Origin of the sequence: Afipia sp. P52-10, from assembly GCF_000516555.1 — a bacterium.
Taxonomy (GTDB): domain Bacteria; phylum Pseudomonadota; class Alphaproteobacteria; order Rhizobiales; family Xanthobacteraceae; genus P52-10.
The window spans coordinates 1,039,597-1,061,450 of sequence record NZ_AZSJ01000003.1; the positions used below are offsets into that span (position 1 = coordinate 1,039,597).

Genomic DNA, 21,854 nt, shown 5'->3' on the forward strand with positions numbered 1-21,854 from the left:
CTTCCGCCATCTCCATGGCCAATGATGACATGGCCGACGGTGACGCCAACCGACACATCGCCGTCGATACGTCGCCGACCAACGACAGCGAACTGCTCGACGCCTATTCCAACGCGGTCGTGCAGGTGACTGACAAGGTCGGCCCCGCGGTCGTGCGGGTCGATACGCGCGCCACCAAGGGCGCCGACCAGCGGCCCGGCGGCGTCGGCTCGGGCATCGTTCTTTCGCCGGACGGCCTGGTGCTGACCAACAACCATGTGGTCGGCGCTGCACGCGACATCCGTCTGACCATGACCGACGGCCTCGTCACCGAGGCGCGCGTGCTTGGCACTGATCCGGACACCGATCTGGCGCTGCTGCGGGCGGATGCCGTGCGCAATCTGACGTCGGCCTCGCTCGGCAACTCCAAGGCGCTCAAGCGCGGCCAGCTCGTGATCGCCATCGGCAATCCGCTCGGCTTCGAGTCCACGGTTACCGCAGGCGTGATCTCCGCGCTCGGCCGCTCGATCCGCGCTGTCTCCGGGCGGATGATCGAGGACGTGATCCAGACCGATGCGGCACTCAATCCGGGCAATTCCGGCGGGCCGCTGGTGTCGTCCCGCGGCGAGGTGATCGGCATCAACACCGCCGTCATCATGGGCGCGCAGGGCATCTGCTTTGCGGTCGCCAGCAACACGGCCGAGTTCGTGCTGTCGGAGATCGTCCGCCACGGCTATGTGCGGCGGGCCTTCATCGGCGTATCCGCCCAGACCGTGCCGATCCCGCGCCGGCATGCGCTCAATTCCGGCATCGAGAACACGATGGGCGCGCTGTTGACCGCGCTCGATCCGCAGGGACCGGCCGCGCGCAGCGGCCTGATAAGCGGCGATATCGTCTACCGGCTGGACGGCAAGCCGGTGTCCGGCGTGGATGACCTGATCCGCCTATTGGATCGCGATCGGATCAACCGCACGGTCGAGATCGAAGCCCTGCGCCTTGGCCGCGCACGGGTGTTTTCGATCACCCCGGTCGAACGGCAGCGAGCGGCGGCCTGATCCTCAGAGCACCTTTAAAGCGCGACGAGATTGGGATGAATCATCCTCGCGCTTTAGCCGATTGTTTAAGCATGATCCTCGGGTCGAGCCCAAGGACAAGCCTTTTCGGAAAGCCGCTTTGCACTTTTCCGGATCATGCCTTAGATCTCGGCGCGGGCGCGCAGCGCCTGCAGCCGGGCGAGGAAGTGCTCGGAATCGGAAGCTGGCGCGAGCGGCGGCGCATGCTCGGCCTGGGGAGCGGTCTCGATCAGCCGCACCTCTTCGGTGACAGATGGCGCCTCGTTCGCGGCGACGCCGGGAATGTCGATTGCGGCCACCTCGGGGACGGCCGCCTCGGTGGCGGTCTCGCCAGTCATCGCCTGCAGATCCGCGATCGCCCAGGTCACGGCCGAAGCCGGCTGCTCCGTCGAGACAGTGTCCGCTCCGCTCAAGCCGGCTTCGGCGAGATACTCGTTCGCCAGTTGTCTGAACAGCTCGGCTGTCCGCGCATGATCAGCGACATTGGCGAGACGAATGCAGGCTTCGGCTTTGGAGCGGGCTGTGGACGAATCGGTCATAGGGCGACAATGACCGGAGTTCCTTAACCAGACGCTAATCGTTGATAGCGCCCGCGCGGCATCTCTCGCGGACATGAACTACTCCGCCGCGCGCCTTGCACCATCGATCGGATCGATCCAGGTCTCGCTGGTCCAGCCGCTCTCGTCGTAGTCTGCCATGCATTGATCGACCAGATCGGTCATCGACTGCATCTGCCCCGAACGCTGCGCCGAGACCAGCGCCTGCAGCCTGATCTCCTCATGGTTGCCTGCATAGTTGCGCTCGTAAAGTTCATGCCGGCCGCCGAACTCCGACCCGATCGCATCCCACAACAGCTTCATCAGCTTGATGCGCTCCCGGTGACCGATGCCATTGGCGCCACGGACGAAACGCGCCAGATAAGGCTCGATCTGCGGATTGGCGAAATCACGCGACGACGACGGCAAGTAGATCAGCGCCGACGCGACGATCTTCTCGACGATCTCCTTGATGCGGCCATAGGCATCGCCGCCGAACAAGCGATAGGTCAGCCCCGCCTCCAGCTTCGGCAGCATCGCGCCGTCGATCCAGGGTTTCGGATCGTTCGCCATCGCATCCGCCAGTGACCAGAACAGATTGCGCCAGCCGACGATCTCGCCCAGCATCGCCTGATTGCCGCGGAAGACATCGCCACCGGTGGTGTGCAACGCCTTGGCGACGAGGCCAGCGATGAAATCGAGCTTCACCGCATAACGGATGCAGCCCTGGAAGCAGAAGCCTTCGAGGAAGCCCGAGCGCGGATAGAACATCTTGATGCGCTCGACATCGCGATGCACCAGCACGTCCTCCCAAGGCACCAGCACGTTGTCGAGCACGAAGATCGCGTCGTTCTCGTCGAACCGGCTGGACAGCGGATAATCGAACGGCGTGCCGACGGTGCTGGCAATCTCCTCATACGAGTTGCGGCAGAACAGTTTTACGCCGGGCGCATCCATCGGCAGCATGAACATCACCGCGAGGTCAGTGTCGTCGGTGGCGGTCGCCGCGTTCTGGCCGAGGAAATTGTAATGCGTCAGCGCCGCCGACGTCGCCACCACCTTCGCGCCGGAGACGACGATGCCTGCGTCGGTCTCCTTCTGGATCGTCACATAGACGTCCTTCACCTGATCGGTCGGCAGCGAGCGGTCCACCGGCGGATTGACGATGGCGTGATTCATGAACAGTACCGGCTCCTGCGCGCGCTTGTGCCAGGCGCGGGCGTTGTCCGCGAACGCGCCGTAGAACGCGGCATTCACGCCGAGCGTGTTCATCAGCGACGCCTTGTAGTCCGGCGTACGGCCCATCCAGCCATAGGTCTTGCGCGCCCACGCCGCGATCGCATCCTTCTGCGCCCGCAAGTCCTCGCGCGAGCGCGCGGCCTTGAAGAAACGGTGGGTGTAGCCGCCGTTGCCGGTGTCGGTCGGCGCGGTCAGCACATCCCTGCTCGCCGGGTCATGTAACGCGTCGTAGAGCCGCGCGATCGAACGGGCAGAATTGCGAAACGCCGGATGACTGGTGACGTCCTTGACCCGCTCGCCGTTGATGTAGACTTCGCGGCCGTGCCTCAGGCTCTCGAGATATTCAGCTCCCGTGAAGGGGCGCGAGGTCTCCGCACGAATGTCCTCCGGCCGCATGCCGTCCCCTCCCTTGCTGGTCCGGCCTTTTCAGCAAGGCCGCTCAGGACGATAGCACAGGCCTGCTCCAGGACAGGACCGCAGGGAATGCGTGTTTCGCGCCTTCGCGGTAACTATTCTGGTGGCTGAATACCCCCGGGAGCCAGACCGCGGAAAAGTTTTCCAAGATCGGCGCCACCTTCGCAACCGCGAACTGATCGCATGGTGCGATGCAGCTAAATGCTGCCCCAGCGGATACGAAAGCTCGTTTGCAGTGCAATATGCATAAACAAAAACCAGCGTTTGTTCGCAGCTGCATCATGAAAGATTGAAACACATTCTAGACAAGGCAGGCGTTCTTTATAAATACTAACCGGGCATAGGTCCTACGAAGACCGAGGCTGAGGACGACATGAAGCGCAAAGTGCTGCTTTCGCTGCTGGGTGTAGCGGCCGTGATCGGCGCGGGCGGATATGCCTTCGCCAGCAAGTTCGACGTGCATCGCGAACAGCTCGCGCTGCACGACGCGCTCCGCAATCGCGACGTTCCTGTTGAAATTTCGATCAGCCGCCGCGCCGAGCTGAAGGAAAAGCTGCTCGGCATCAAGCCGCGTGTCGCCCTGCTCAACCACGGCAACACCGTCGATCACACCGAATACAGCTTCATCGCCAACGTGCTGGCGACTCAAGGCTATCTCGTCGCCAGCATCCAGCACGATCTGAAGGGCGACGCGCCGCTGTCGCAGCAAGGCTTCCCGTTCGTCGGTCGACTGCCGGTCTATGAGCGCGGCGCGCAAAACATCTTCTTCGTCATCGACGAAATGAAGAAGCGCTTTCCCGAACTCGACTATACCAAGCTGACGATGGTCGGCCACTCCAACGGCGGCGACATCTCGATGTTCTTCGCCGGCAACAATCCGGAGCTGGTCAGCAAGATCGTCACGCTCGACAATTTGCGCGTGCCGTTCCTGATGTCCGGCAAGTCACGCATCCTCTCTTTCCGCTCCCGCGATTGGAAGCCGGATCCCGGCGTCGTGCCGAACGATGACATGTGCGCGCACGCAGGTATCGAACTGGTGCGGACCGACTTTCAGCACACCGACATGAGCGACCGCGGGCCCGACAAGGTCAAGGAAAGCATCAAGGCCGTGCTGTCCCGCTTCCTGGCCGAGGACAAGCCGCCGAAGAATCCGGACCAGCATGTGCTGGTGAACTTCTCCGCGGCCAGCCCGTGATCTGAGACAGGAAGAACGAGAGAAACGCCGCCGTCAGGGCGGCGTTTTCGTTTATGCCTCAGCCAGCCGGACCAAGCCAGCGCAGCATCTCGGCATTGAGCTCGCGCGGATAGGTGTGGCTGAGATCGCCGAGCTCCCGATAGACGACATTGGCGCCCGCCGCCTGGAGCGCCTGCTGCGCCTGCCGGGCGATGGTGACGTGAAACATCCAATCGTGCTTGCCATGCACCAGGAAGATCGGCAGGCCCCGCAGCCGCTCCGCGTCCGCCATCTCGGCGAGGAACGGATGAAACGACGCCGCGACCGGCGCCAGATGCGTAAACGGCGAGGCGGTCTCGAAGCCGCTGACGTAGCTGAACGTGCCGCCGTCGCTCATGCCGGTGAGCAGCAGTTTGGTCGGATCGATCGACCAGCGGCTCTGCACCAGATCGACGATACGCTTGAGGTTCGGCGTATCCGTATCCTCGCCCATCAGCGCCCAGGTGTCGCCGGTGGCGGTGGGCGCTGCGACGATCGCACCATAGGCGCGGGCGTCGCGCAACCAGCTCCAGAGAAATGCACGTCCATTGCCGCTGCCGCCATGCAGCGCCACTACCAGCGGCCACCGCCGGTCCGGCGTGTAGTATTCCGGCACGTAGAGCGAGAAGCCGCCACGGCTGCCAGGCTCGTTATCGACATGGATGACGCCGGTGTCCGGTGAAGGTCCCAGTTGATCGAAGCACGCAAGCAGCGCCTCGTCATCCCGCTTCGCGGGATCGAGGAAGAAGCTGCTGACCGGGGGAAACATCGCCGCCAGCGGATAGAGCGCCTCCTGCGCACGCGGCCCATAGCGTAAAGCGCGAAAGGCCGCACGCAACGAATCCGCCTGCTCCGGCGCCGCGCGCAAGCCATCGAAGCCGGCAAGCGCCGCGTCGGCCGCCTCCTGCAACGGCTTGCGGATGTGAGCGATCTCGTCCGGCCAGCGATCGAGCCGCGGCCGCTCCGCCCGTAGCACGTCGTCCGGCCTGCCCGCGGCCTCCATCACTGCGTCGAAATCCGCCGGATTGAAGTAGCGGGCGATGAAGCCGAGCGCTTCCAGCGTATGCATCAGCGGCGGCAGCAACGCGACGATGTCATCGACGGCCGCTTCTCTCGCTTCGGTCATCTGGCGCCTCTTTCTCCGGCGGCTGTCGCGCCGTGTTGCTGGGTCGGATCCCATCCTGACGAAGTTCAGCAACGCCGTAAACGCCAGGCATGCGCACACCGCCGATGCGTCACAACGACGCCAGCATACGTTCAGGGCTGAAGGACCTTTTGCATGCATACGGTCCTGGTATCGCGGAAGCCGAGCTTGCCGTAGAAGTCGAGAACCTGGGTGTTCTCCTCGCGCACCAGCAATTGCAGCTTCCAGACCCCGCGCGCGATCAGCCATGCTTCTGCAGCCTGCATCATCGCCCGGCCGAGACCCTGGCCCTGATGCTGCGGATCGGTTGCGAGATAATAGACCCAGCCCCGGTGCCCATCCTCGCCGACCATCGCCGTGGCGACGACGCGGTTGCCGATCTCCGCCACCAAGATGGTGGAATGCGCATCCCGGCGCGCGAACGTGATGTCCTTGAGCGGATCGTTCCAGGGCCGCGCGACGCCGGCCGCATGCCAGATGGCGACAACCTGATCAATGTCTTCGTCGCGAAGTTCGCGGATGTGATGCTGTGCCGCCATGTGCTCTGAGCCGTTGATGCGCGAGACACCGGCTTTCCCTCATTGGCAGCGCAAGATCAACCGGTTTCTGTCCTTTCTGCGTTTCCGCTCGAACGTCGACGACAAAGCATCTGCGCACAGCATCGAGTTGTTGCATCTCACACCGTCAGCGCCAGCACCCGCAGACGATGGCCGTCCGGATCGAGCGCGACGAAGGTCCGGCCGAAGTCCATGTCCACCGGAGCCTGCAGCATGGGTACGCCCCGCGCGCGCCAGTCGGCATGGGTCGCATCGACCGCCTGTGAACTTTCGACGGCAATGCCGATCTCGCCGCCGCCACCTGCAGCCGCAGCTGCCGGCTGGGCCGTATGTCGCGACCACAGCCCAAGCTTGAGTCCGGAGGCGAGCACGAACAGCACGAAAGTCGGGGACGTCTCCACCGGCGCGCAGTCGAGCAGCGCACGATAGAACTCGCCGCTGGCTTGCGGGTCGTCGACATATAAAAGCATGTAGGTCGGGTGCGGCATCGTCGATCTCCTAAGGTCCAACGATCCGACGATAGACTGCGCCACTGTCAGTTTCCGGCAGTGGCGATTAGGCGGTTTCGATGCCTTCGCTCTCGCGCCAGGCCTGCAACAGCGCCTGCCGGCGGCGGGCGTAACGCTCTTCGCCCGGCTCGAGGCTGAGGATGCGGTCAGCACGGAAATGCCGAAAGTCCTCGCGCAGCTCGCACCACGCCACCACCATCCGCACACGGTCGAAGAAGCCGAGCGCGAACGGCCAGATAATCCGTTGCGTGCAGACGCCATTGACGTCGCGATAGTGAATGCCGAGCTTGCGCTCGAAACGGATCGCTCTACGGATGATGGACACATCGACGCTCTCGACCACCGATTCGCCGGGAGCAATCAGCAGGTTCGCATCGAGACTCTCGCGCAGATCGGCCGGCAGCACGGCCGCGATCTTGGCAAGCGCATCGCGCGCGGCGAGACCCAAGGGCGTGTCGGCACGGACGGCGACCCAGCGCGACCCGAGCACCAGCGCCTCCAGCTCATCCTCGGAGAACATCAACGGCGGCAGCATGAAGCCGGGACGCAGCACATAGCCGATGCCCGGCTCGCCATCGATGTGCGCGCCCTGCGCCTGCAGCGTGGCGATATCGCGATAGAGCGTCCGAATGCTGATGCGCAGCTCGTCGGCCAGCACCTGGCCGCTAACCGGCTGGCGATGGCGGCGCAGCACTTGCAGAAGATCGAGCAGGCGGGCGGAGCGCGACATGATGCGCACCACCCTAGTGGCCACGTGTGCCAATTTCTGGCAGCAGCCGGCACGCTCAAGGCGCAGGAGACCTATTCTCGTCAGTCCTTATCGACCGGACCGCACCAGCCCGGCAGGTAACTGGCGTCCTGTCCCTTCGCGAGTTCCAGCGCAAGGTCGAGCGCGCGCTCGAAATCCTTCTGCACGATCGGCCGCTTGATACGGCGGCGCATGAAGTCCGCCCACAGGAATTCGCTGAATGGCGTGGTGTCCTTGGCGAAGCCCCCCGCCCGGCGCAACGCGCCTGCCAGCGAGCGGTAAGGATCATCGACCAACTCCTCCACCGAGCCCGGAATGTCCTTGTAATCGCGGCGTCGCCCCTTGTCGTCGAACGGATGCATCCAGCTCCGGTTATCGAGAACAATCCAGAACGCATCCTTCTCGAGATGACTGAGATCGCTGACAACGGTGATGAGCACATGCTCGACGCCTTCCTTCTGCAGGGCGAGCGCGAGATGATGGTGATCGATGACGAACGGCCGCTTCTTCGGTCCCATCACCACCGGGATCATATGCCGGCCGAGAAATTCAGCCCCCTTCTCGTCGCCTTCGTCGCGCCAGCGCTTCCGCTTCGATGCGACTTCGTGCATACCGACGGTGATCTGGGTCGGACGCAGATCCTTGATCTTGACCGGCTTCAGCAACGGCTCTCGTGCGCTATGCATGGTGATGATCCTATCGACGTTCAAACCTGTTGTCGGCGCGGACATCGTCGAATGCACCGGTCATGCCGCGGTCTCCTTCGGCGCCAGCGTGTTCACAGCTTCGGCGACGCTGTGAAACACGTGATCGCCGCCGAGTTCCGCAGCAACGCCGAAGCGTTCCAGCGCCCGCTGCGCCCGCACCGATTCCAGCCGCGCCAGGGCCAACACCACCCCTGCCGCCCGGCAGTGACCGATCACATCCTTCAGCGCCTGCGCGGCGGTGTAGTCGATGTCGGCGATACCGCTCGCCTCCAGCACCACCAGCGACAGCGTACCCCGCCGCGCATCGATCAATCCGGTCATGCCGCGTTTGAAGGTGTCCGCATTGGCGAACAACAGGGGCGCCTGGAAGGCGACGACGGCGATGCCGTCTACGACCTCGCCCTGCATTGCGTGTTGCGCCGGCCACCACACGGTCGTCCCCGGCAGGCGACGCAGTTCGATCGGCGCGGTCTGCGTCGTCATCCAGACGCCGTGCAGCAGCGACAATCCAATGCCGATCGCCACGCCCGTTTCGATCGGCAGCATGACGATCGAAACCATCGTCAGCAGCACCAATACGCCTTCGGCCCATGCCTGCCGCGCGACCGTCAGCATGGTGCCGAGACGGAAGATCCGCTGCGCCACGAACAACAGCACGCCGGCCAGCGCCGCCTGCGGCACATGCGCCAGCAGCGCGCCGCCCCATAACACCAGCACCAGCACGATCACCGCAGCCACGAGCGCACCGACCTGCGAGACACCGCCGGCCTCGACCACGACCGCGGTTCGCGGCGGACTGGCATTCACCGGAAACGCGCCGAACAAGGCGGACGCCAGATTGGCGGCGCCAAGACCGACGAAGTCGCGATTGATGTCGGGATCGCGCCCATCCGGATCGCGAAAGGAATGGCTTACCGTGGCCGTCTGCATCATCACGATCAGCGTGACGAGCAGCGCCAGCGGCACCAGCGGCCGCCATTCGTCAACGGCGGGCAACAACGGCTGCGGCAGACCTCCCGGCAGCGCGCCGAGCACGGCAACGCCCCGGTGCTCGAGATCGAAAGCGATTACGGCCAACGTCGCCAGCACCACCCCGACCAATGCCGCCGGGAAACGCGGATTGGCCCGCTCGCCGACGAGCATCAGCACCAGCACGCCAAGGCCGATCGCTGCCGAATACGGATTGAAGGCACCGAGCTGATGCACGATCGCCATCACGCGGCTGGGGAAATCGCTGCCGCCGCCAGCGATGCCGAGCAGGCTGGGCAACTGCGACATCAGGATATGCACGGCGATGCCGGCCAGAAACCCAGTAATCACCGGGGTCGACAGCAGATTGGCGACCCAGCCGAGCTTCAATATGCCGCCGAGCAACAGCATCAGCCCAACCAGGCAGGCCAGCGCCACGGCCGACGATCCCAATGTCCCGGCGCCGGACGCCACCAGCGCCGCCAACGTGCCGGCAAAGATCGGCGTGATCGTCGAGTCGGCGCCCACGGTCAGCACCCGGCTAGCGCCCAGCAGGGCAAAGCCGAGCGTCGCACCGATGAAGGCATAGAAACCGATCTGTGGCGCGAAGCCGCCGAGCTTGGCCGTCGCCATCTGCTCGGGGATGGTAATGGCCGCAAGCGTCAATCCCGCTATCGCATCACGGCCGAGATGCGCCACGCGCCAGCCCTGAAACGGGTTGAACAGAAAGGACGATTTGCGCCGAGCCGCGCCGTCGATACTGTCCTCCGCCACAGCCGTACTCCCTCACTGGTCGGGCGCATCACTGTAGTACGAACCATCATCCGGAACCATCCGGCGGGATGTTACCGCGTCACATGCGCGTGAGATTCAGGCCGGCGGCTCGAACGCGGCGAGATAGGTCTTCAGCAGCGCATCAAGCGCAGCCTTGTCCCGCGCCGACAGCGCCGCCGTCAGCCGGATTTGGGTCTGCACATGCGCGGTTACCGCGGCATCGATCTTGGCGAAGCCTTTGTCGGTCAGCGAAATGACCACGCTCCGCCGATCGTCGGGATGTCCGGCCCGTGTCACCAGCCCAGCCTTTTCAAGCTGGTCGATCCGGTGCGTCATCGTCCCCGACGTGATCATCATGGTCGCGAGCAGTTCGCTGGGCGACAGCGCATAGGGCGGACCTGAGCGCCGCAACGTCGCCAGCACATCGAAGCTACCGTCGTTCAGCCCGTGCGCGGCGAAGGTCTTCTCCATTTCCCGAGTCAGATGGTGGGCGATCCGACGCAGGCGGCCGATCAACCCCATCGGCAGGGTTTTCAGGTCCGGCCGCTCGCGGGCCCACTGGGCGAGAATGTCATCGACGCGATCCATTCACGACACGGTGGCGCGGCTTTATCTTGACGTCAAGATATAACGAGTTATCTTGATATCAAGATAAATGGCGTCTCGTCCATCTCATGACCCGCAACACCGACCTGCTCCTCACGGCCCTCGCCCCCGCCATCTGGGGCAGCACCTATCTGATCACCACCGAGCTGTTGCCGCAGGGCTATCCGCTCACAGTGGCGATGTTGCGCGCGCTCCCGGCCGGCCTGCTGTTGCTGCTGATCGTCCGGCAACGACCAACCGGGATCTGGTGGGGACGCGTGCTGATCCTCGGTGCCTTGAACTTCGCGATCTTCTGGTGGCTGCTGTTCGTCGCGGCCTATCGTCTGCCGGGCGGCGTCGCAGCGACCGTAGGCGCGATCCAGCCGCTGATCGTCATCGGCCTCGCGCGGCTTCTGCTCGGGTCGCCGATCCGCGCCTTGTCGATCGCAGCCGCGGCTGCGGGAATGGCCGGCGTGGCGCTGCTGATCCTCACGCCACAAGCGGCGCTCGATCCGATCGGGATCGTTGCCGGCCTCGGCTGCGCGATATCGATGGCGTTCGGCACCGTGCTGAGCCGCAAGTGGCAGCCGCCTGTTTCGCCGCTGACCTTCACCGCCTGGCAACTGACCGCCGGCGGCCTGCTGCTGTTGCCCGCAGCGCTGCTCCTGGAGCCCGCATTGCCGCCGCTCACCGCGCATAACCTGCTCGGCTTCACCTATCTCGGACTGATCGGTGCGGCGCTGACTTACATGCTCTGGTTTCGCGGCGTCGCCCGGCTCGATCCACCCGTGGTCGCCTCGCTCGGCTTCCTCAGCCCGATGACCGCCGTCGTGCTCGGCTGGGCGGTGCTCGGGCAATCGCTCAGCCCGTTGCAGATCGCCGGAATGGCGGTCGTCCTTGCCAGCGTCTGGCTCAGCCAGCGCGCCCAGCCGAGCACGCCGCACTGAGCAATGTGGAAGCGTCGCCGTCGACGTCGGACGTCCGATAGTCAGGCCCGCCGCGCCACGAAAACGCCGCTGGTCTCCGTCAACATTATATATTATACAATAATATATAATAATAACCAGAAGGACGGCATTGCCAATGAAGCTCACCCCCATCACCGACCGGTTTTCCGTTTCCGGCCAACCTGAGATCGCCGACATCGCTCGCCTGAAGGCGGATGGCTTTGCGACCCTGGTGAACCTACGGCCGGACGGCGAGGACGGCAGCCAGCCCGGCCATGCGGCGGAAAGCCAGGCGGCGCGCGATACCGGCCTCGGCTACAGCTTCATTCCCGTGCGCGGCAGCAACATCACCCAGGCCGATATCGACGCCTTCCGCTCGGCGCTGGCCGCTGCGGAGGGATCCGTGGTCGCCCATTGTAAGGGCGGTACACGGGCGCTGACGCTCTATGCCCTGAGCGAAGTCCTCGACGGGCGCATGCCGGCTGCCGAGGTGATCGCCTTCGGCCAGACACATGGTTTCGATCTATCGAACGCCGCGGCCTGGCTCGCGGCCAAGGCGCAACAGCGCCCGCATGTGCAGGGCTTCTTCGACCCGCGTACCTTCTCGATCCAGTATGTGGTCAGCGACCCCACGACCAAGCAGTGCGCCATCATCGATCCGGTGCTCGATTTCGACGAAAAGTCCGGCGCGACCGCCACGACCAGCGCCGACGCGATCCTCGCCCACATCGCACGCGAAGGATTGACGGTCGCGTGGATCCTCGACACCCATCCGCATGCCGATCACTTCTCCGCCGCGCAGTATCTCAAGGCCAGGACCGGCGCGCCGACCGCAATCGGCTCGCACATCGCCGACGTCCAGACGCTCTGGAAGGATATCTACAACTGGCCGGAGCTTGCCGCCGACGGCTCGCAATGGGACCGGCTGTTCGCGCCCGGCGACCGCTTCATGATCGGATCGATCGAGGCGCGGGTGATGTTCTCGCCGGGACACACGCTCGCCTCCATCACCTATGTCATCGGCGATGCCGCCTTCATCCACGACACGCTGTTCATGCCGGACAGCGGCAGCGCCCGCGCCGATTTCCCTGGCGGCAATGCACGCGTGCTGTGGCGCTCGATCCAGGACATCCTGGCGCTGCCGGACACCACGCGCCTGTTCACCGGCCACGACTATCAGCCGCACGGCCGCGCGCCGCGCTGGGAGAGCAGCGTGGCCGAACAGAAGCGCACCAACCCGCATGTCGCCCATTGCGACGAAGCAGCCTTCGTCGCGCTGCGCGAGGCCCGCGACCGCACGCTGCCGATGCCGAAGCTGATCCTGCACGCGCTGCAGGTGAACATTTCCGGCGGCCGCCTGCCCGAGCCGGAGGCGAACGGCCGGCGTTATCTCAAATTCCCGCTTGATGTGTTGACAGGCGCAGCATGGTGATGGCGATGGGTACGGCGAGAGCGCTGAAGATCAAGACCAAGGGTCCGCCGACGATGGCAGCGCGCGCCACCGAGGCATCGGTGCTGCTGAAAACGCTGGCCCATCCCGCGCGGCTGATGCTCGCCTGCACCCTGGTCGATGGCGAATATTCGGTCGGCGCTCTGGAAGAGAAACTCGGCATCCATCAACCGAGCCTCTCGCAGCAACTCACCGTGCTGCGTGAGGCGCGCATCGTCGAGGCCCGACGCGACGGCAAGCAAATCTACTACCGGCTGACGGCGGAGAAGGCCGCGCAACTGATCGCCGCACTCTATGCCATCTTCTGCAAACCGGGAGGCACAGCATGAGCGGATACGGCTGGTCACTCGCGGGAGGCATGCTGATCGGCCTCTCCGCCGCACTGCTGTTGCTGCTCAACGGCCGCATCGCCGGCATCAGCGGTATCGTCGGACGGCTGGCGCTGGGGTCGAACCTTGCCGTCAACGGCGCGTTCGTGATCGGCCTGATGCTCGGCCCGCTCATCCTGCTCGGAGTGTTCGGACATGAACCTGCGATCACGATCACCGTGTCATGGCCGTGGATCATCGTCGCCGGCCTGCTTGTCGGCTTCGGCACGCGCATGGGCTCCGGCTGCACATCCGGTCACGGCGTGCTTGGCCTTGCCCGCCTCTCGCCCCGTTCGTTCGCAGCCGTCGCGACTTTTCTCATCGCCGGTGTCGCAACCGTCGCCGTCATGAAAGGTTTCGCCCCATGGATCTTCGCCTCATGAACGCTCACGGCGCACGAATCCTGGTCGCGCTGGTGGCGGGTCTGACCTTCGGCTTCGGCCTCGCTTTGTCAGGCATGCTGGACCCGATGCGCATCCAGGGATTTCTCGACATCTTTGGCGACTGGGATCCGAGCCTGATGTTCGTGCTCGGGGGCGCGGTTTCGGTCGCCTTCGTCGGCGTGCGGATCATGCGGCGCATGCAGCGGCCCGCCTTCGACAGTTCCTTCCAGCTACCGACGGCCACAGCCGTCGATTCTCGCTTGATCTTGGGTGCGGTGCTGTTCGGAGCGGGCTGGGGACTGGGCGGCTTCTGTCCCGGCCCTGCCGTGGCTTCGCTCTCGCTCGGACTTTGGCAGACCTGGCTGTTCGTCGCGGCCATGCTCGCCGGTATAACGCTGCACGATCGCACCGCGATCGGACGCAGCGACTAACGCGCTGCGGCAGGTCCGCGCAGATCCGCGGCAAGCGGCCGGCGCCGTATTGAGATTCGGCAGGATATTCCCATATATCCGTGATCCGGGAGTGCTTGCCATGACGCTGGTAAAGGCAACCCTCGCCGCGGCGCTGGCAGCCGCAGTGCTCATTGCACCGGCCGCCGCGCCAGCCGAGAGCGGCAAGCTCGTGCTCTCGGTTGCCGTCGATGGCGCGATCGGCCCGGCCACAGCCGGCGCAATCAAGGATGCGCTCGCCAAGGCCAAGCAACGCCGAGCCGAAGCCGTCATCCTGCGTATGAACACCCCGGGCGGCCTCGCCACCAGCATGCGCGAGATCATCACCGACATTCTCGCCTCGCCGGTCCCTGTCCTCGGTTTCGTCGCGCCCTCCGGTGCTCATGCCGCCAGCGCCGGCACCTACATTCTCTACGCGACACATATCGCCGCCATGGCGCCGGGCACCAATCTCGGCGCAGCAACGCCGGTACAGATCGGCGCGCCGATACCCGGTCAACCGGCCGCGCCCGGCAAAGACGACGGCAAGGGAACGCAGCCTTCGGGCAAGGATGCAATGACGGCCAAGGCCACCAACGATGCCGTTGCCTTCATCCGCAGCCTGGCGGAATTGCGCGGACGCAATACCGACTGGGCCGAGAAGGCTGTGCGGGACGCGGCAAGCCTCTCTGCCGGAAGCGCGCTACAGGAGAAGGTAATCGACCTGATCGCGCGCAGCCCCGACGACCTGCTGCAGCAGGCGGACGGCCGCCGTATCGAACTGAGCGACGGCGAAACGCGGCTACTGGCGACCAAGGACGCGACGATCGAAGTCTACGATCCCGGATGGGTCTCACGGCTGCTCGCGATCATCACCGATCCGAACGTCGCCGTCATCCTGCTGCTGATCGGCATCTATGGCGTGATCTTCGAATTCATGTCGCCCGGCGCCATCGCCCCCGGCGTCGTCGGCACGATCTGCCTGCTGCTCGGCTTCTACGCGCTGAACCTGCTGCCGATCAACCAGGCCGGATTGGCGCTGATGCTGCTCGGCATCACGCTGCTGATCATCGAAGCATTCAGTCCGACCGTCGTACTCGGGCTCGGCGGTGTCGTCGCCTTCGTATTGGGCGCGATGATGTTGTTCAACGTCGAGGCGCCTGGATACCGCCTCTCATGGACAGTGATCGGCCTCGCGGCCGCCCTGCTCGCAAGCCTCGTGCTGGTCGTGCTGCGCGCCCTGCGCCGAACCTACAACGCGCCTGCGCGGGTCGGCGCGCTCGCCATGCATGGGGCACCCGCCGAGGTGCTCGACTGGTCCGGTGACCAGGGGCATGTCCTCACCCAGGGCGAACGCTGGCAGGCGAAGAGCCGGGACACTTTCCAGCCGGGTGAAACAGTCGAGGTGGCGAACGTCACCGGCCTTACGCTCGAGGTGCGGCGACCATCCGCTCCAGCGAGCCGCGAAGGAGGAATGCGATGATGCTCGATTATCTGACTTATCTGCTGATCGCAGTCGCGATCGTCATCTTCTTTTCGTCGGCCATCCGCGTTCTGCGCGAATATGAGCGCGGGATCATCTTCACCCTCGGCCGCTTCACCGGCGTCAAGGGCCCCGGTCTCATCATCCTCGTTCCATATGTGCAGCAGATGGTGAAGGTCGACCTGCGGGTGATGGTTCAGGAAGTGCCGCCACAGGACGTGATCTCGCGTGACAATGTCTCGGTCAAGGTCAATGCCGTGCTCTACTTCCGCATCGTCGATCCCGAACGCGCGGTCATCAAGGTCGGCAACTACATGGCCGCGACCAGCCAACTTGCCCAGACAACGTTGCGCTCAGTGCTGGGCAAGCACGAGCTGGACGAAATGCTCGCCGAACGCGACCGCCTCAACACCGACATCCAAGCGACATTGGATCAACAGACCGACGCCTGGGGCATCAAGGTCACGACCATCGAGATCAAAGATATCGACATCAACGAAACCATGGTCCGCGCCATCGCCAAGCAGGCCGAGGCCGAACGGCTCCGCCGCGCCAAGGTGATCAACGCGACCGGCGAGTTGCAGGCCGCCGAAAAGCTGGTCGAGGCCGGACGCATCCTAGCGCAGGAGCCGCAGGCAATGCAGCTTCGCTATTTCGCGGCGCTGCACGACATCGCTGGAGACAAATCCTCGACCGTCGTCTTCCCGCTGCCGATGGACCTGCTCGGACATATGGTCAGCCGGGCAGGCAGCAGCGCGCCATAAGCCTTGAGCGACCATCGTGGCTTGAACGACTATCGTCCCGACGGCATAGCAAGGACCACGTTGCCAGCCCGAACGGCCTCGATTTGAGGACGAGCGCAACCAGGGATGCAGGCGACCGACGATGGATGATGACGCCCGCCATACACACGCGACGGCTGCTTGGGCCGGGCGCGGCGCATGGATCGGCCATCTGCTGCTAATCGCCATGCTGCCGATTGCAGGATTGGGGCTTCTCGCCGATGCCAACAGCTACAAGGCTCAAGGCATCGACGCGATCGACTGCGATGGTCCGCTGCAGGTCATGATCTTTGCCATTCCGGCATTTCTGGTTTATGGCGCCGGCACCCTCACCAACGGATCGGCACGGCGGCTCCTGCCGGCCATGCTTTGCGCCGCCGTTTGCGTGCCGCTCGCAATCAATATCGCCACCGCACTGATCGAGAACCGGCGCAACGAGCGCGAGCCCGCCTGCACCGGCGCTCCACTCCCGGCAGCGCCGCGCACCGCATCGTCCGCCTCCTAGAGCAGCTCCGCACCCCGCCATGCAGGGCCTCTCGCTGCGACGGCGCACCCGGGTTATGAATGTTTCGATGACAGATGCTTCGCTTCGCTTGCCCATGCCGCCCGAGCTTCCGCCCACCTGGACGCAGGAGTTGGCGCACTATGCCTGGAGACAGCAGACCATCGGCCGATCCGGTGCGGCAGTATTCCGGCTCGAGGCTAACGGCCAGCCCACGCTGTTCGTGAAGACGGAGCAACGCGGCGGCTTTAACACTCTGCCGGCGGAGGCCGAACGGTTGCGATGGCTCGGTGAGACCGGGATCCCTTGCCCAGCCATCCTGAAGGAGACCCGCGACGGTCGGCGCAACTGGCTGCTAACGACCGCGATCCCTGGCCGCGACCTGGCCTCCTCGCCGCATCTTGCGCCTGAGCAGATCGTCGCGATCGCAGCCGACGCACTGCGGGATCTGCATCGCCTCGCCCCCTCGGGCTGCCCGTTCGACCACCGGCTTGAGCGCGCGCTCGCCGAAGCGGAGGCGCGCACCCAGGCCGGCCTCGTTGACGAGACGGACTTCGACGAACCGCGCCTCGGCCGCAGCGCGCACGATCTCTTCGAGGAGTTGCTGCGACGTCGGCCCGATCGCGAGGACCTCGTCGTTGCGCATGGCGATCCGTCGCTGCCGAACCTGCTGGCGGAGGCCGGCCGTTTCAGCGGATTTGTCGATTGTGCGCGGCTCGGCGTCGCCGACCAGCACCGGGATCTGGCGATCGCAAGCTCAAGCGTTCGTTACAACCTCGGTGAAGCCTGGGTAGCGCCGTTCCTCACACGTTATGGCGCGAAGCCCGATCCCGAGCGGATGGACTATTACCAGTTGCTCGACGAATTCTTCTGAACGAGCCGCTGCTCCTCACCACACGAGCGGAATGATGCGGTAGCGCACGCGGGCCGCATAGGCCTCGTAGCCGCTGAGTTCCCGCCGCAAGGTCCGTTCCTCATGCACCGTACGCCAGGCCAGGGCGAGCACGAGCAGTACGGCAAGCACGAGACCGAGCCAGGACCCGAGCAGCAGCGGTACGCCGAGAAACAAGAACACCGTGCTCGCATACATCGGATGTCGCACCAGGGCGTATGGGCCGGTGTCGATGGTCCGCTGCCCCGTCTGAATTTTCACCACTGGCGCGGCGAACGCGTTTTCCCGGAACGTCCACCAGGTCCCTGCGCCATTGAGGACAATGCAGACACCTCCAAGCCCCTGCAGCCAGAACGGGATGGCGGTGAAGCCGGCCCGTGCCGCATCCCAACCCATCAACGCGATCCAGCTACAGAAGCCGAGAATGAACAGCCCGAGCCAGGCGCGATCCCATGGCTTCTGCGCGCGCTGCAGGGGCGAGGCCATCCGCTCGCGCAGCAAGTCCGGGCTTTGCCTTGCCAGCCAAAGCACCATCGCAAGGCCGCCGATGCCGAACATCGCGATCAGAACCCAGCCCGCCGGATAGACCAGCGTCCCGGCAGGCCACAGGACCAGGACCGCCATGAAGACCGTCCAAACGAGAAGCTGAAGCAGATAGCGCAGCATGGCTAACACTCGAATCGGAGGTTGACGGGCATGGCATCGCGAGAGCCGCACGCCTAGTCCGCGGTCGGGGGCTTGAGGATCCAGCCGTCGACCGTGAGCCAGAGCCCGATCAGGAAGAGGCCGATGAAGATCAGCCGCACCAGCAGCAGCTGACCCATCAGACCGGTGGCTGCGCGCTCGATCCATTGCGGCGCCACCAGCAGCACGAGCCCGCGCAACGCCAGGAACCAGCCGAACAGCGAAATCAGCACCGCCGATACGCTCGACCAAAATTGATGCAAGGCGATAATCAAGAGCCCGCAGAGCAGCAGCAGCGCGCCGGCGAACCATGCGAACAATTCGCTGGCAATGAACGCGGCCAGCAACCGCTCCATCTGCGGCAGACGCAGCACGATGACGCCGGGAACGATGAGCAGCCACGGGCCGATCACGCGCGCGAAAGCGCGGGTGGTGTTCCGCTGTTGCAATGTGATTGCCATGGGGATCCTCCCGCCTTGGGCCGAGTTCGGGCTGGCGACGATCCTGAAATTCAGTATATTCGGTATATGCCGAATATGTCAAACAAAAGCAACCAAGCGCAGCATCGGTTCATCGAGGATATGACCCGTCTGCTGGTTCCCTGGGGCGTACCGACGACGGCGGCTCGGATTTATGGCTACATGCTGCTCGCACCGGCGCCGGTCAGTCTCGACCAGATGGCCGACGACCTGCAGATCAGCAAGAGCAGCGCCAGCGTCGCCGCCCGACTGTTGGAGAAATACACGCTCGCGTACCGGCAGCGCGTGCGCGGCAGCAAGCGCGTGCTCTATGCGGTCTCCGACAACTACGAAGCGATGCTGACGGAACAGAACCGTCTGCTCGACGCCATGGCGGCGTTGCTGCAACGGGGCGCCGAAACCGCCGCATCGCCCGTAGCTCGCACGCGCCTGAACGCCATGGGCGGCTTCTATTTGACAGTCAAGTCGGCAATGAGCTCCGCCCTGAAGCGCCAGCGGGCCAAAGAGCGGCACTGACGGAGCGGCACGTCAGCATCGGCCGGCAGCGCCTGCCCGCTTGCTTGTTTGGCGACGGGAGCGACGCGTGGCGACGGAACGACGGCCAGCGGCCCGGACATGTCAGCACCCAGATTTCCGACATATTCACACCGACTCGCAGCCAAAGCCGATTGATAATTTTCACCATAAGGCGCAGCCTGCCTTGCAGAGACCATAATCCTCGACGTAGGACTGCATTCGCAGGCGTCACCGAGTGGATCGTGCGGAATGAGGCGAGGCGAAGACCGACGAGCGCTTTCGAGCGGCCAGCGAGTGATCGCTGCCGCCGCGCTTGCGATCGTCACCGTGTTCGGCATTGCCTCGTGGCGATATTATCAAGGCGACAGCAGCGCAAGCCCGCCAAAGACGGCCAAGGAGAGGTCGGCTCTCGCCAGAGAGAGCGACCTGCTCGAACTGCAAGCGTCGCAACAGCAGCTCATCGACGACATCCAGCTGCTGCAGGGGCGCATTGCCTCCCAGCAGTATGACATTCAGCGGCTCTCGGAGGAGTTGAAGGCCGCGACGGAGGCGCTCAGCAGCCTCCGCAATGCGTTCGCCAAGGACGGGCCGGCGTCCCACCGGGCCGATCCACCGCCGGCCAAGAAGCGCACGCCATAGCGCGCGATACGGCCTTTCGCTGCGGAAATGGCGAGCGCGCCCCCCCAGATGGGTGACGCGATTTGTAGCATTTGTGGCGCATCTGATCAGCGCACCTGAAGGATCTTCCAACCACGACTTCCACTTTGCGCTTCTGGAGACCATCCATGCGACATGTCGCCAAGCTTTTGATGATTGTTCTCGGGACTTTCTTCATCACGTCCAACGCAGCTCACGCTCAAATCGTCTGCCTCGGCGCCAGCAACACTGCCGGCAAAGGCGTTGGTGCGTCGTCAGCTTTTCCGGCGCAGCTCGAAGCCATTCTGAGTGCCCGGGGCCGGCCAATGTCGGTCAGCAACGCCGGTATCAGTGGCGATACCACGGCCGGGATGCTCGCCCGGCTGTCCAGCACGGTGCCTGAAGGAACCAGGATCGTCGTCGTGCAATACGGTGGAAACGACGCGCGTCGCGGCGGGACCGACCGCCGAGCCAACATCGCGCAAATCCAACAGCAGCTGCAGGCACGGCGCATCCGGGTGATCCAGGCAGACGGCTTGGTCCGTTCAGCGCTGCAAAGCGGCTTGCGCCAGTCCGACGGCATTCACCTGACCGAGGCCGGCCACCGCCGCGTGGCCGAACAGCTGGCCGCGCAGGTCCGCTAACGCCGGCAATCCCTCCCAAGGCTGCGATCCGATCGCGCCGCTCTGATGGGCCGGCGCGATCATGCATTTGACATCGGTGCCGTTTCATCGGAGTTGAGCCACGGTCCAGGGTCCAGGGCCTGCGGCACACACGCCTGATGTGCTACACTCCAGACGGTGCCTTGCAGCCCATGGGCTGCGCCTGGCGCCGTCGGTTAACATTTTGAGAAAATGCAACAATATCAATCCTATAGACTTAGCGTCGCGCCGATGATGGATTGGACTGACCGGCACTGCCGGGCGTTCCACCGTCACCTGTCGCGTCGCACGCTGCTCTATACGGAGATGCTGACCACCGGCGCCATCATCCACGGCGACCGTCAGCGGCTGCTCGGTTTCGATGCGCTGGAGCATCCGGTCGCGCTGCAGCTCGGCGGTTCCAATCCGGCCGATCTCGCGACCGCGGCCGTGATCGGCGAGGACTTCGGCTACGACGAGATCAATATGAATGTCGGCTGCCCGTCGGACCGGGTCCAGGATGGCCGTTTCGGTGCCTGCCTGATGGCCGAGCCCGCGCTCGTCGGCGCCTGCGTCGCGGCGATGAAGCAGAAGGTGCGTGTGCCGGTGACGGTGAAGTGCCGGATCGGCATCGACGACCAAGAGCCCGAGGCCGCTCTCAACGCGCTGGCCCGCAGCGTGATTGCAGCCGGTGCGGACATGCTGATCGTACACGCCCGCAAAGCCTGGCTGAAAGGGCTGTCGCCGAAGGAAAATCGCGACATCCCGCCGCTCGACTACGATCTCGTCTACCGACTGAAGGCGTCGCTACCGCACGTCCCGATCATCATCAATGGCGGCATCCCCTCGATCGCCGCGGCGACGGAACACCTCGCTCACGTCGATGGCGTGATGCTCGGCCGCGCGGCCTATCAGGAGCCATGGCGGCTGCTCGAGGCTGACGCTACGATCTTCGGCGAAACCTCGCCGGCGGCGACGATGAAGGAGGCGATCGACGCTTTCATGCCGTATGTCGAGCGCGAGCTGGCGGGTGGCACGCGCCTGCATGCGATCACCCGGCATATGGTCGGTGCCTTTCATGCCGTGCCAGGCGCGCGCGCCTTCCGCCGCCATCTCGCCGAACAAGGCGTGAAGTCCGGCGCCGGCGCCAGCGTGCTGCGCGATGCGATGGCGCTGGTGCATGATGCCGTCGGCGCGGCCGCCGCCTGACCGACAC

The 21,854-nt window shown here is 64.6% G+C and carries 26 protein-coding genes; 15 read left to right on the forward strand and 11 right to left on the reverse strand.

Annotated elements, in window-relative coordinates:
• Positions 1 to 29 precede the first annotated feature (29 nt).
• On the forward strand, positions 30 to 1,034 hold the full coding sequence (locus tag X566_RS06205) for a S1C family serine protease (protein ID WP_244434771.1): 1,005 nt from the start codon (positions 30 to 32) through the stop codon (positions 1,032 to 1,034).
• Positions 1,035 to 1,174: 140 nt separating this feature from the next.
• Here the strand turns inward: X566_RS06205 and X566_RS06210 are convergent, their stop codons facing one another.
• Positions 1,175 to 1,591 carry a hypothetical protein gene (locus X566_RS06210; RefSeq protein ID WP_034464469.1) on the reverse strand — a complete coding sequence of 139 codons (417 nt, stop codon included), beginning with the start codon at positions 1,589 to 1,591 and terminating at the stop codon, positions 1,175 to 1,177.
• Positions 1,592 to 1,669: 78 nt separating this feature from the next.
• A complete protein-coding gene (locus tag X566_RS06215) occupies positions 1,670 to 3,223 on the reverse strand; it encodes a 4-hydroxyphenylacetate 3-hydroxylase N-terminal domain-containing protein (protein ID WP_034464471.1) in 1,554 nt (517 codons plus the stop codon).
• Positions 3,224 to 3,614: 391 nt separating this feature from the next.
• On the opposite strand from X566_RS06215, the gene X566_RS06220 reads away from it, so the two are divergent.
• Entirely contained in the window at positions 3,615 to 4,436 is an 822-nt protein-coding gene (locus X566_RS06220) for a hypothetical protein (protein ID WP_034464472.1), read from the forward strand.
• A 58-nt stretch (positions 4,437 to 4,494) separates the two neighbouring features.
• Here the strand turns inward: X566_RS06220 and X566_RS06225 are convergent, their stop codons facing one another.
• The 7 genes from X566_RS06225 to X566_RS06255 form a co-directional block, all read right to left on the reverse strand.
• Positions 4,495 to 5,580: a phospholipase gene (locus tag X566_RS06225; RefSeq protein ID WP_034464475.1), complete on the reverse strand. Its 1,086-nt coding sequence runs from the start codon at positions 5,578 to 5,580 to the stop codon at positions 4,495 to 4,497.
• Between the two features lie 131 nt (positions 5,581 to 5,711).
• Complete coding sequence (locus X566_RS06230) at positions 5,712 to 6,137, reverse strand: GNAT family acetyltransferase (protein WP_034464479.1); 426 nt, start codon at positions 6,135 to 6,137, stop codon at positions 5,712 to 5,714.
• Positions 6,138 to 6,274: 137 nt separating this feature from the next.
• On the reverse strand, positions 6,275 to 6,643 hold the full coding sequence (locus X566_RS06235; RefSeq protein WP_034464481.1) for a VOC family protein: 369 nt from the start codon (positions 6,641 to 6,643) through the stop codon (positions 6,275 to 6,277).
• Between the two features lie 67 nt (positions 6,644 to 6,710).
• The gene (locus X566_RS06240) at positions 6,711 to 7,394 is read right to left on the reverse strand and encodes a YafY family protein (RefSeq protein WP_034468061.1); all 684 of its coding nucleotides are present in this window, start codon (positions 7,392 to 7,394) and stop codon (positions 6,711 to 6,713) included.
• Positions 7,395 to 7,474: 80 nt separating this feature from the next.
• Positions 7,475 to 8,098, reverse strand: coding sequence for a ParB-like protein (locus X566_RS06245; RefSeq protein WP_034468063.1), 624 nt, complete (start codon positions 8,096 to 8,098; stop codon positions 7,475 to 7,477).
• Between the two features lie 60 nt (positions 8,099 to 8,158).
• Positions 8,159 to 9,862, reverse strand: coding sequence for a SulP family inorganic anion transporter (locus X566_RS06250; RefSeq protein WP_244434692.1), 1,704 nt, complete (start codon positions 9,860 to 9,862; stop codon positions 8,159 to 8,161).
• A gap of 96 nt (positions 9,863 to 9,958) precedes the next feature.
• Positions 9,959 to 10,450, reverse strand: a complete 492-nt coding sequence (locus X566_RS06255) for a MarR family winged helix-turn-helix transcriptional regulator (protein WP_034464483.1) — start codon at positions 10,448 to 10,450, stop codon at positions 9,959 to 9,961.
• Positions 10,451 to 10,536: 86 nt separating this feature from the next.
• On the opposite strand from X566_RS06255, the gene X566_RS06260 reads away from it, so the two are divergent.
• The 9 genes from X566_RS06260 (at position 10,537) to X566_RS06300 (ending at position 17,664) form a co-directional block, all read left to right on the forward strand.
• Complete coding sequence (locus X566_RS06260; RefSeq protein ID WP_034464485.1) at positions 10,537 to 11,394, forward strand: EamA family transporter; 858 nt, start codon at positions 10,537 to 10,539, stop codon at positions 11,392 to 11,394.
• A gap of 136 nt (positions 11,395 to 11,530) precedes the next feature.
• Complete coding sequence (gene blh / locus X566_RS06265) at positions 11,531 to 12,826, forward strand: bifunctional sulfur transferase/dioxygenase Blh (RefSeq protein ID WP_034464487.1); 1,296 nt, start codon at positions 11,531 to 11,533, stop codon at positions 12,824 to 12,826.
• Between the two features lie 5 nt (positions 12,827 to 12,831).
• Complete coding sequence (gene bigR, locus X566_RS06270) at positions 12,832 to 13,173, forward strand: sulfite-sensing transcriptional repressor BigR (protein WP_152539808.1); 342 nt, start codon at positions 12,832 to 12,834, stop codon at positions 13,171 to 13,173.
• Positions 13,170 to 13,595: a YeeE/YedE family protein gene (locus tag X566_RS06275; RefSeq protein WP_034464492.1), complete on the forward strand. Its 426-nt coding sequence runs from the start codon at positions 13,170 to 13,172 to the stop codon at positions 13,593 to 13,595. Before bigR ends, X566_RS06275 begins: the two co-directional genes overlap by 4 nt.
• Entirely contained in the window at positions 13,592 to 14,026 is a 435-nt protein-coding gene (locus X566_RS06280) for a YeeE/YedE family protein (protein WP_034464495.1), read from the forward strand. The genes X566_RS06275 and X566_RS06280 overlap by 4 nt, the downstream gene beginning before the upstream one ends.
• 100 nt (positions 14,027 to 14,126) lie before the next feature.
• Positions 14,127 to 15,506 carry a nodulation protein NfeD gene (locus X566_RS06285; protein ID WP_034464498.1) on the forward strand — a complete coding sequence of 460 codons (1,380 nt, stop codon included), beginning with the start codon at positions 14,127 to 14,129 and terminating at the stop codon, positions 15,504 to 15,506.
• Complete coding sequence (locus tag X566_RS06290; protein WP_034464500.1) at positions 15,503 to 16,270, forward strand: slipin family protein; 768 nt, start codon at positions 15,503 to 15,505, stop codon at positions 16,268 to 16,270. Before X566_RS06285 ends, X566_RS06290 begins: the two co-directional genes overlap by 4 nt.
• 121 nt (positions 16,271 to 16,391) lie before the next feature.
• Entirely contained in the window at positions 16,392 to 16,793 is a 402-nt protein-coding gene (locus tag X566_RS25135; RefSeq protein ID WP_051443909.1) for a hypothetical protein, read from the forward strand.
• Between the two features lie 94 nt (positions 16,794 to 16,887).
• Positions 16,888 to 17,664 (forward strand): APH(3') family aminoglycoside O-phosphotransferase, encoded by a 777-nt coding sequence (locus X566_RS06300; RefSeq protein WP_206538703.1) that lies wholly within the window; start codon positions 16,888 to 16,890, stop codon positions 17,662 to 17,664.
• Positions 17,665 to 17,679: 15 nt separating this feature from the next.
• Here the strand turns inward: X566_RS06300 and X566_RS06305 are convergent, their stop codons facing one another.
• Both X566_RS06305 and X566_RS06310 read right to left on the reverse strand, forming a co-directional pair.
• Positions 17,680 to 18,348: an isoprenylcysteine carboxylmethyltransferase family protein gene (locus tag X566_RS06305; RefSeq protein WP_034464501.1), complete on the reverse strand. Its 669-nt coding sequence runs from the start codon at positions 18,346 to 18,348 to the stop codon at positions 17,680 to 17,682.
• Positions 18,349 to 18,401: 53 nt separating this feature from the next.
• The gene (locus X566_RS06310; protein ID WP_034464503.1) at positions 18,402 to 18,827 is read right to left on the reverse strand and encodes a hypothetical protein; all 426 of its coding nucleotides are present in this window, start codon (positions 18,825 to 18,827) and stop codon (positions 18,402 to 18,404) included.
• 120 nt (positions 18,828 to 18,947) lie between these two features.
• Here X566_RS06310 and X566_RS06315 point away from each other — a divergent pair, with 120 nt between their 5' ends.
• From X566_RS06315 to dusA, 4 genes are all read left to right on the forward strand, one after another.
• A complete protein-coding gene (locus tag X566_RS06315) occupies positions 18,948 to 19,361 on the forward strand; it encodes a GbsR/MarR family transcriptional regulator (RefSeq protein ID WP_244434693.1) in 414 nt (137 codons plus the stop codon).
• A gap of 249 nt (positions 19,362 to 19,610) precedes the next feature.
• The gene (locus tag X566_RS23860) at positions 19,611 to 20,000 is read left to right on the forward strand and encodes a hypothetical protein (protein WP_152539809.1); all 390 of its coding nucleotides are present in this window, start codon (positions 19,611 to 19,613) and stop codon (positions 19,998 to 20,000) included.
• A gap of 146 nt (positions 20,001 to 20,146) precedes the next feature.
• Complete coding sequence (locus X566_RS06325) at positions 20,147 to 20,641, forward strand: GDSL-type esterase/lipase family protein (RefSeq protein ID WP_034464506.1); 495 nt, start codon at positions 20,147 to 20,149, stop codon at positions 20,639 to 20,641.
• A gap of 210 nt (positions 20,642 to 20,851) precedes the next feature.
• A complete protein-coding gene (gene dusA, locus X566_RS06330) occupies positions 20,852 to 21,847 on the forward strand; it encodes a tRNA dihydrouridine(20/20a) synthase DusA (RefSeq protein WP_081740082.1) in 996 nt (331 codons plus the stop codon).
• Positions 21,848 to 21,854: the final 7 nt, after the last annotated feature.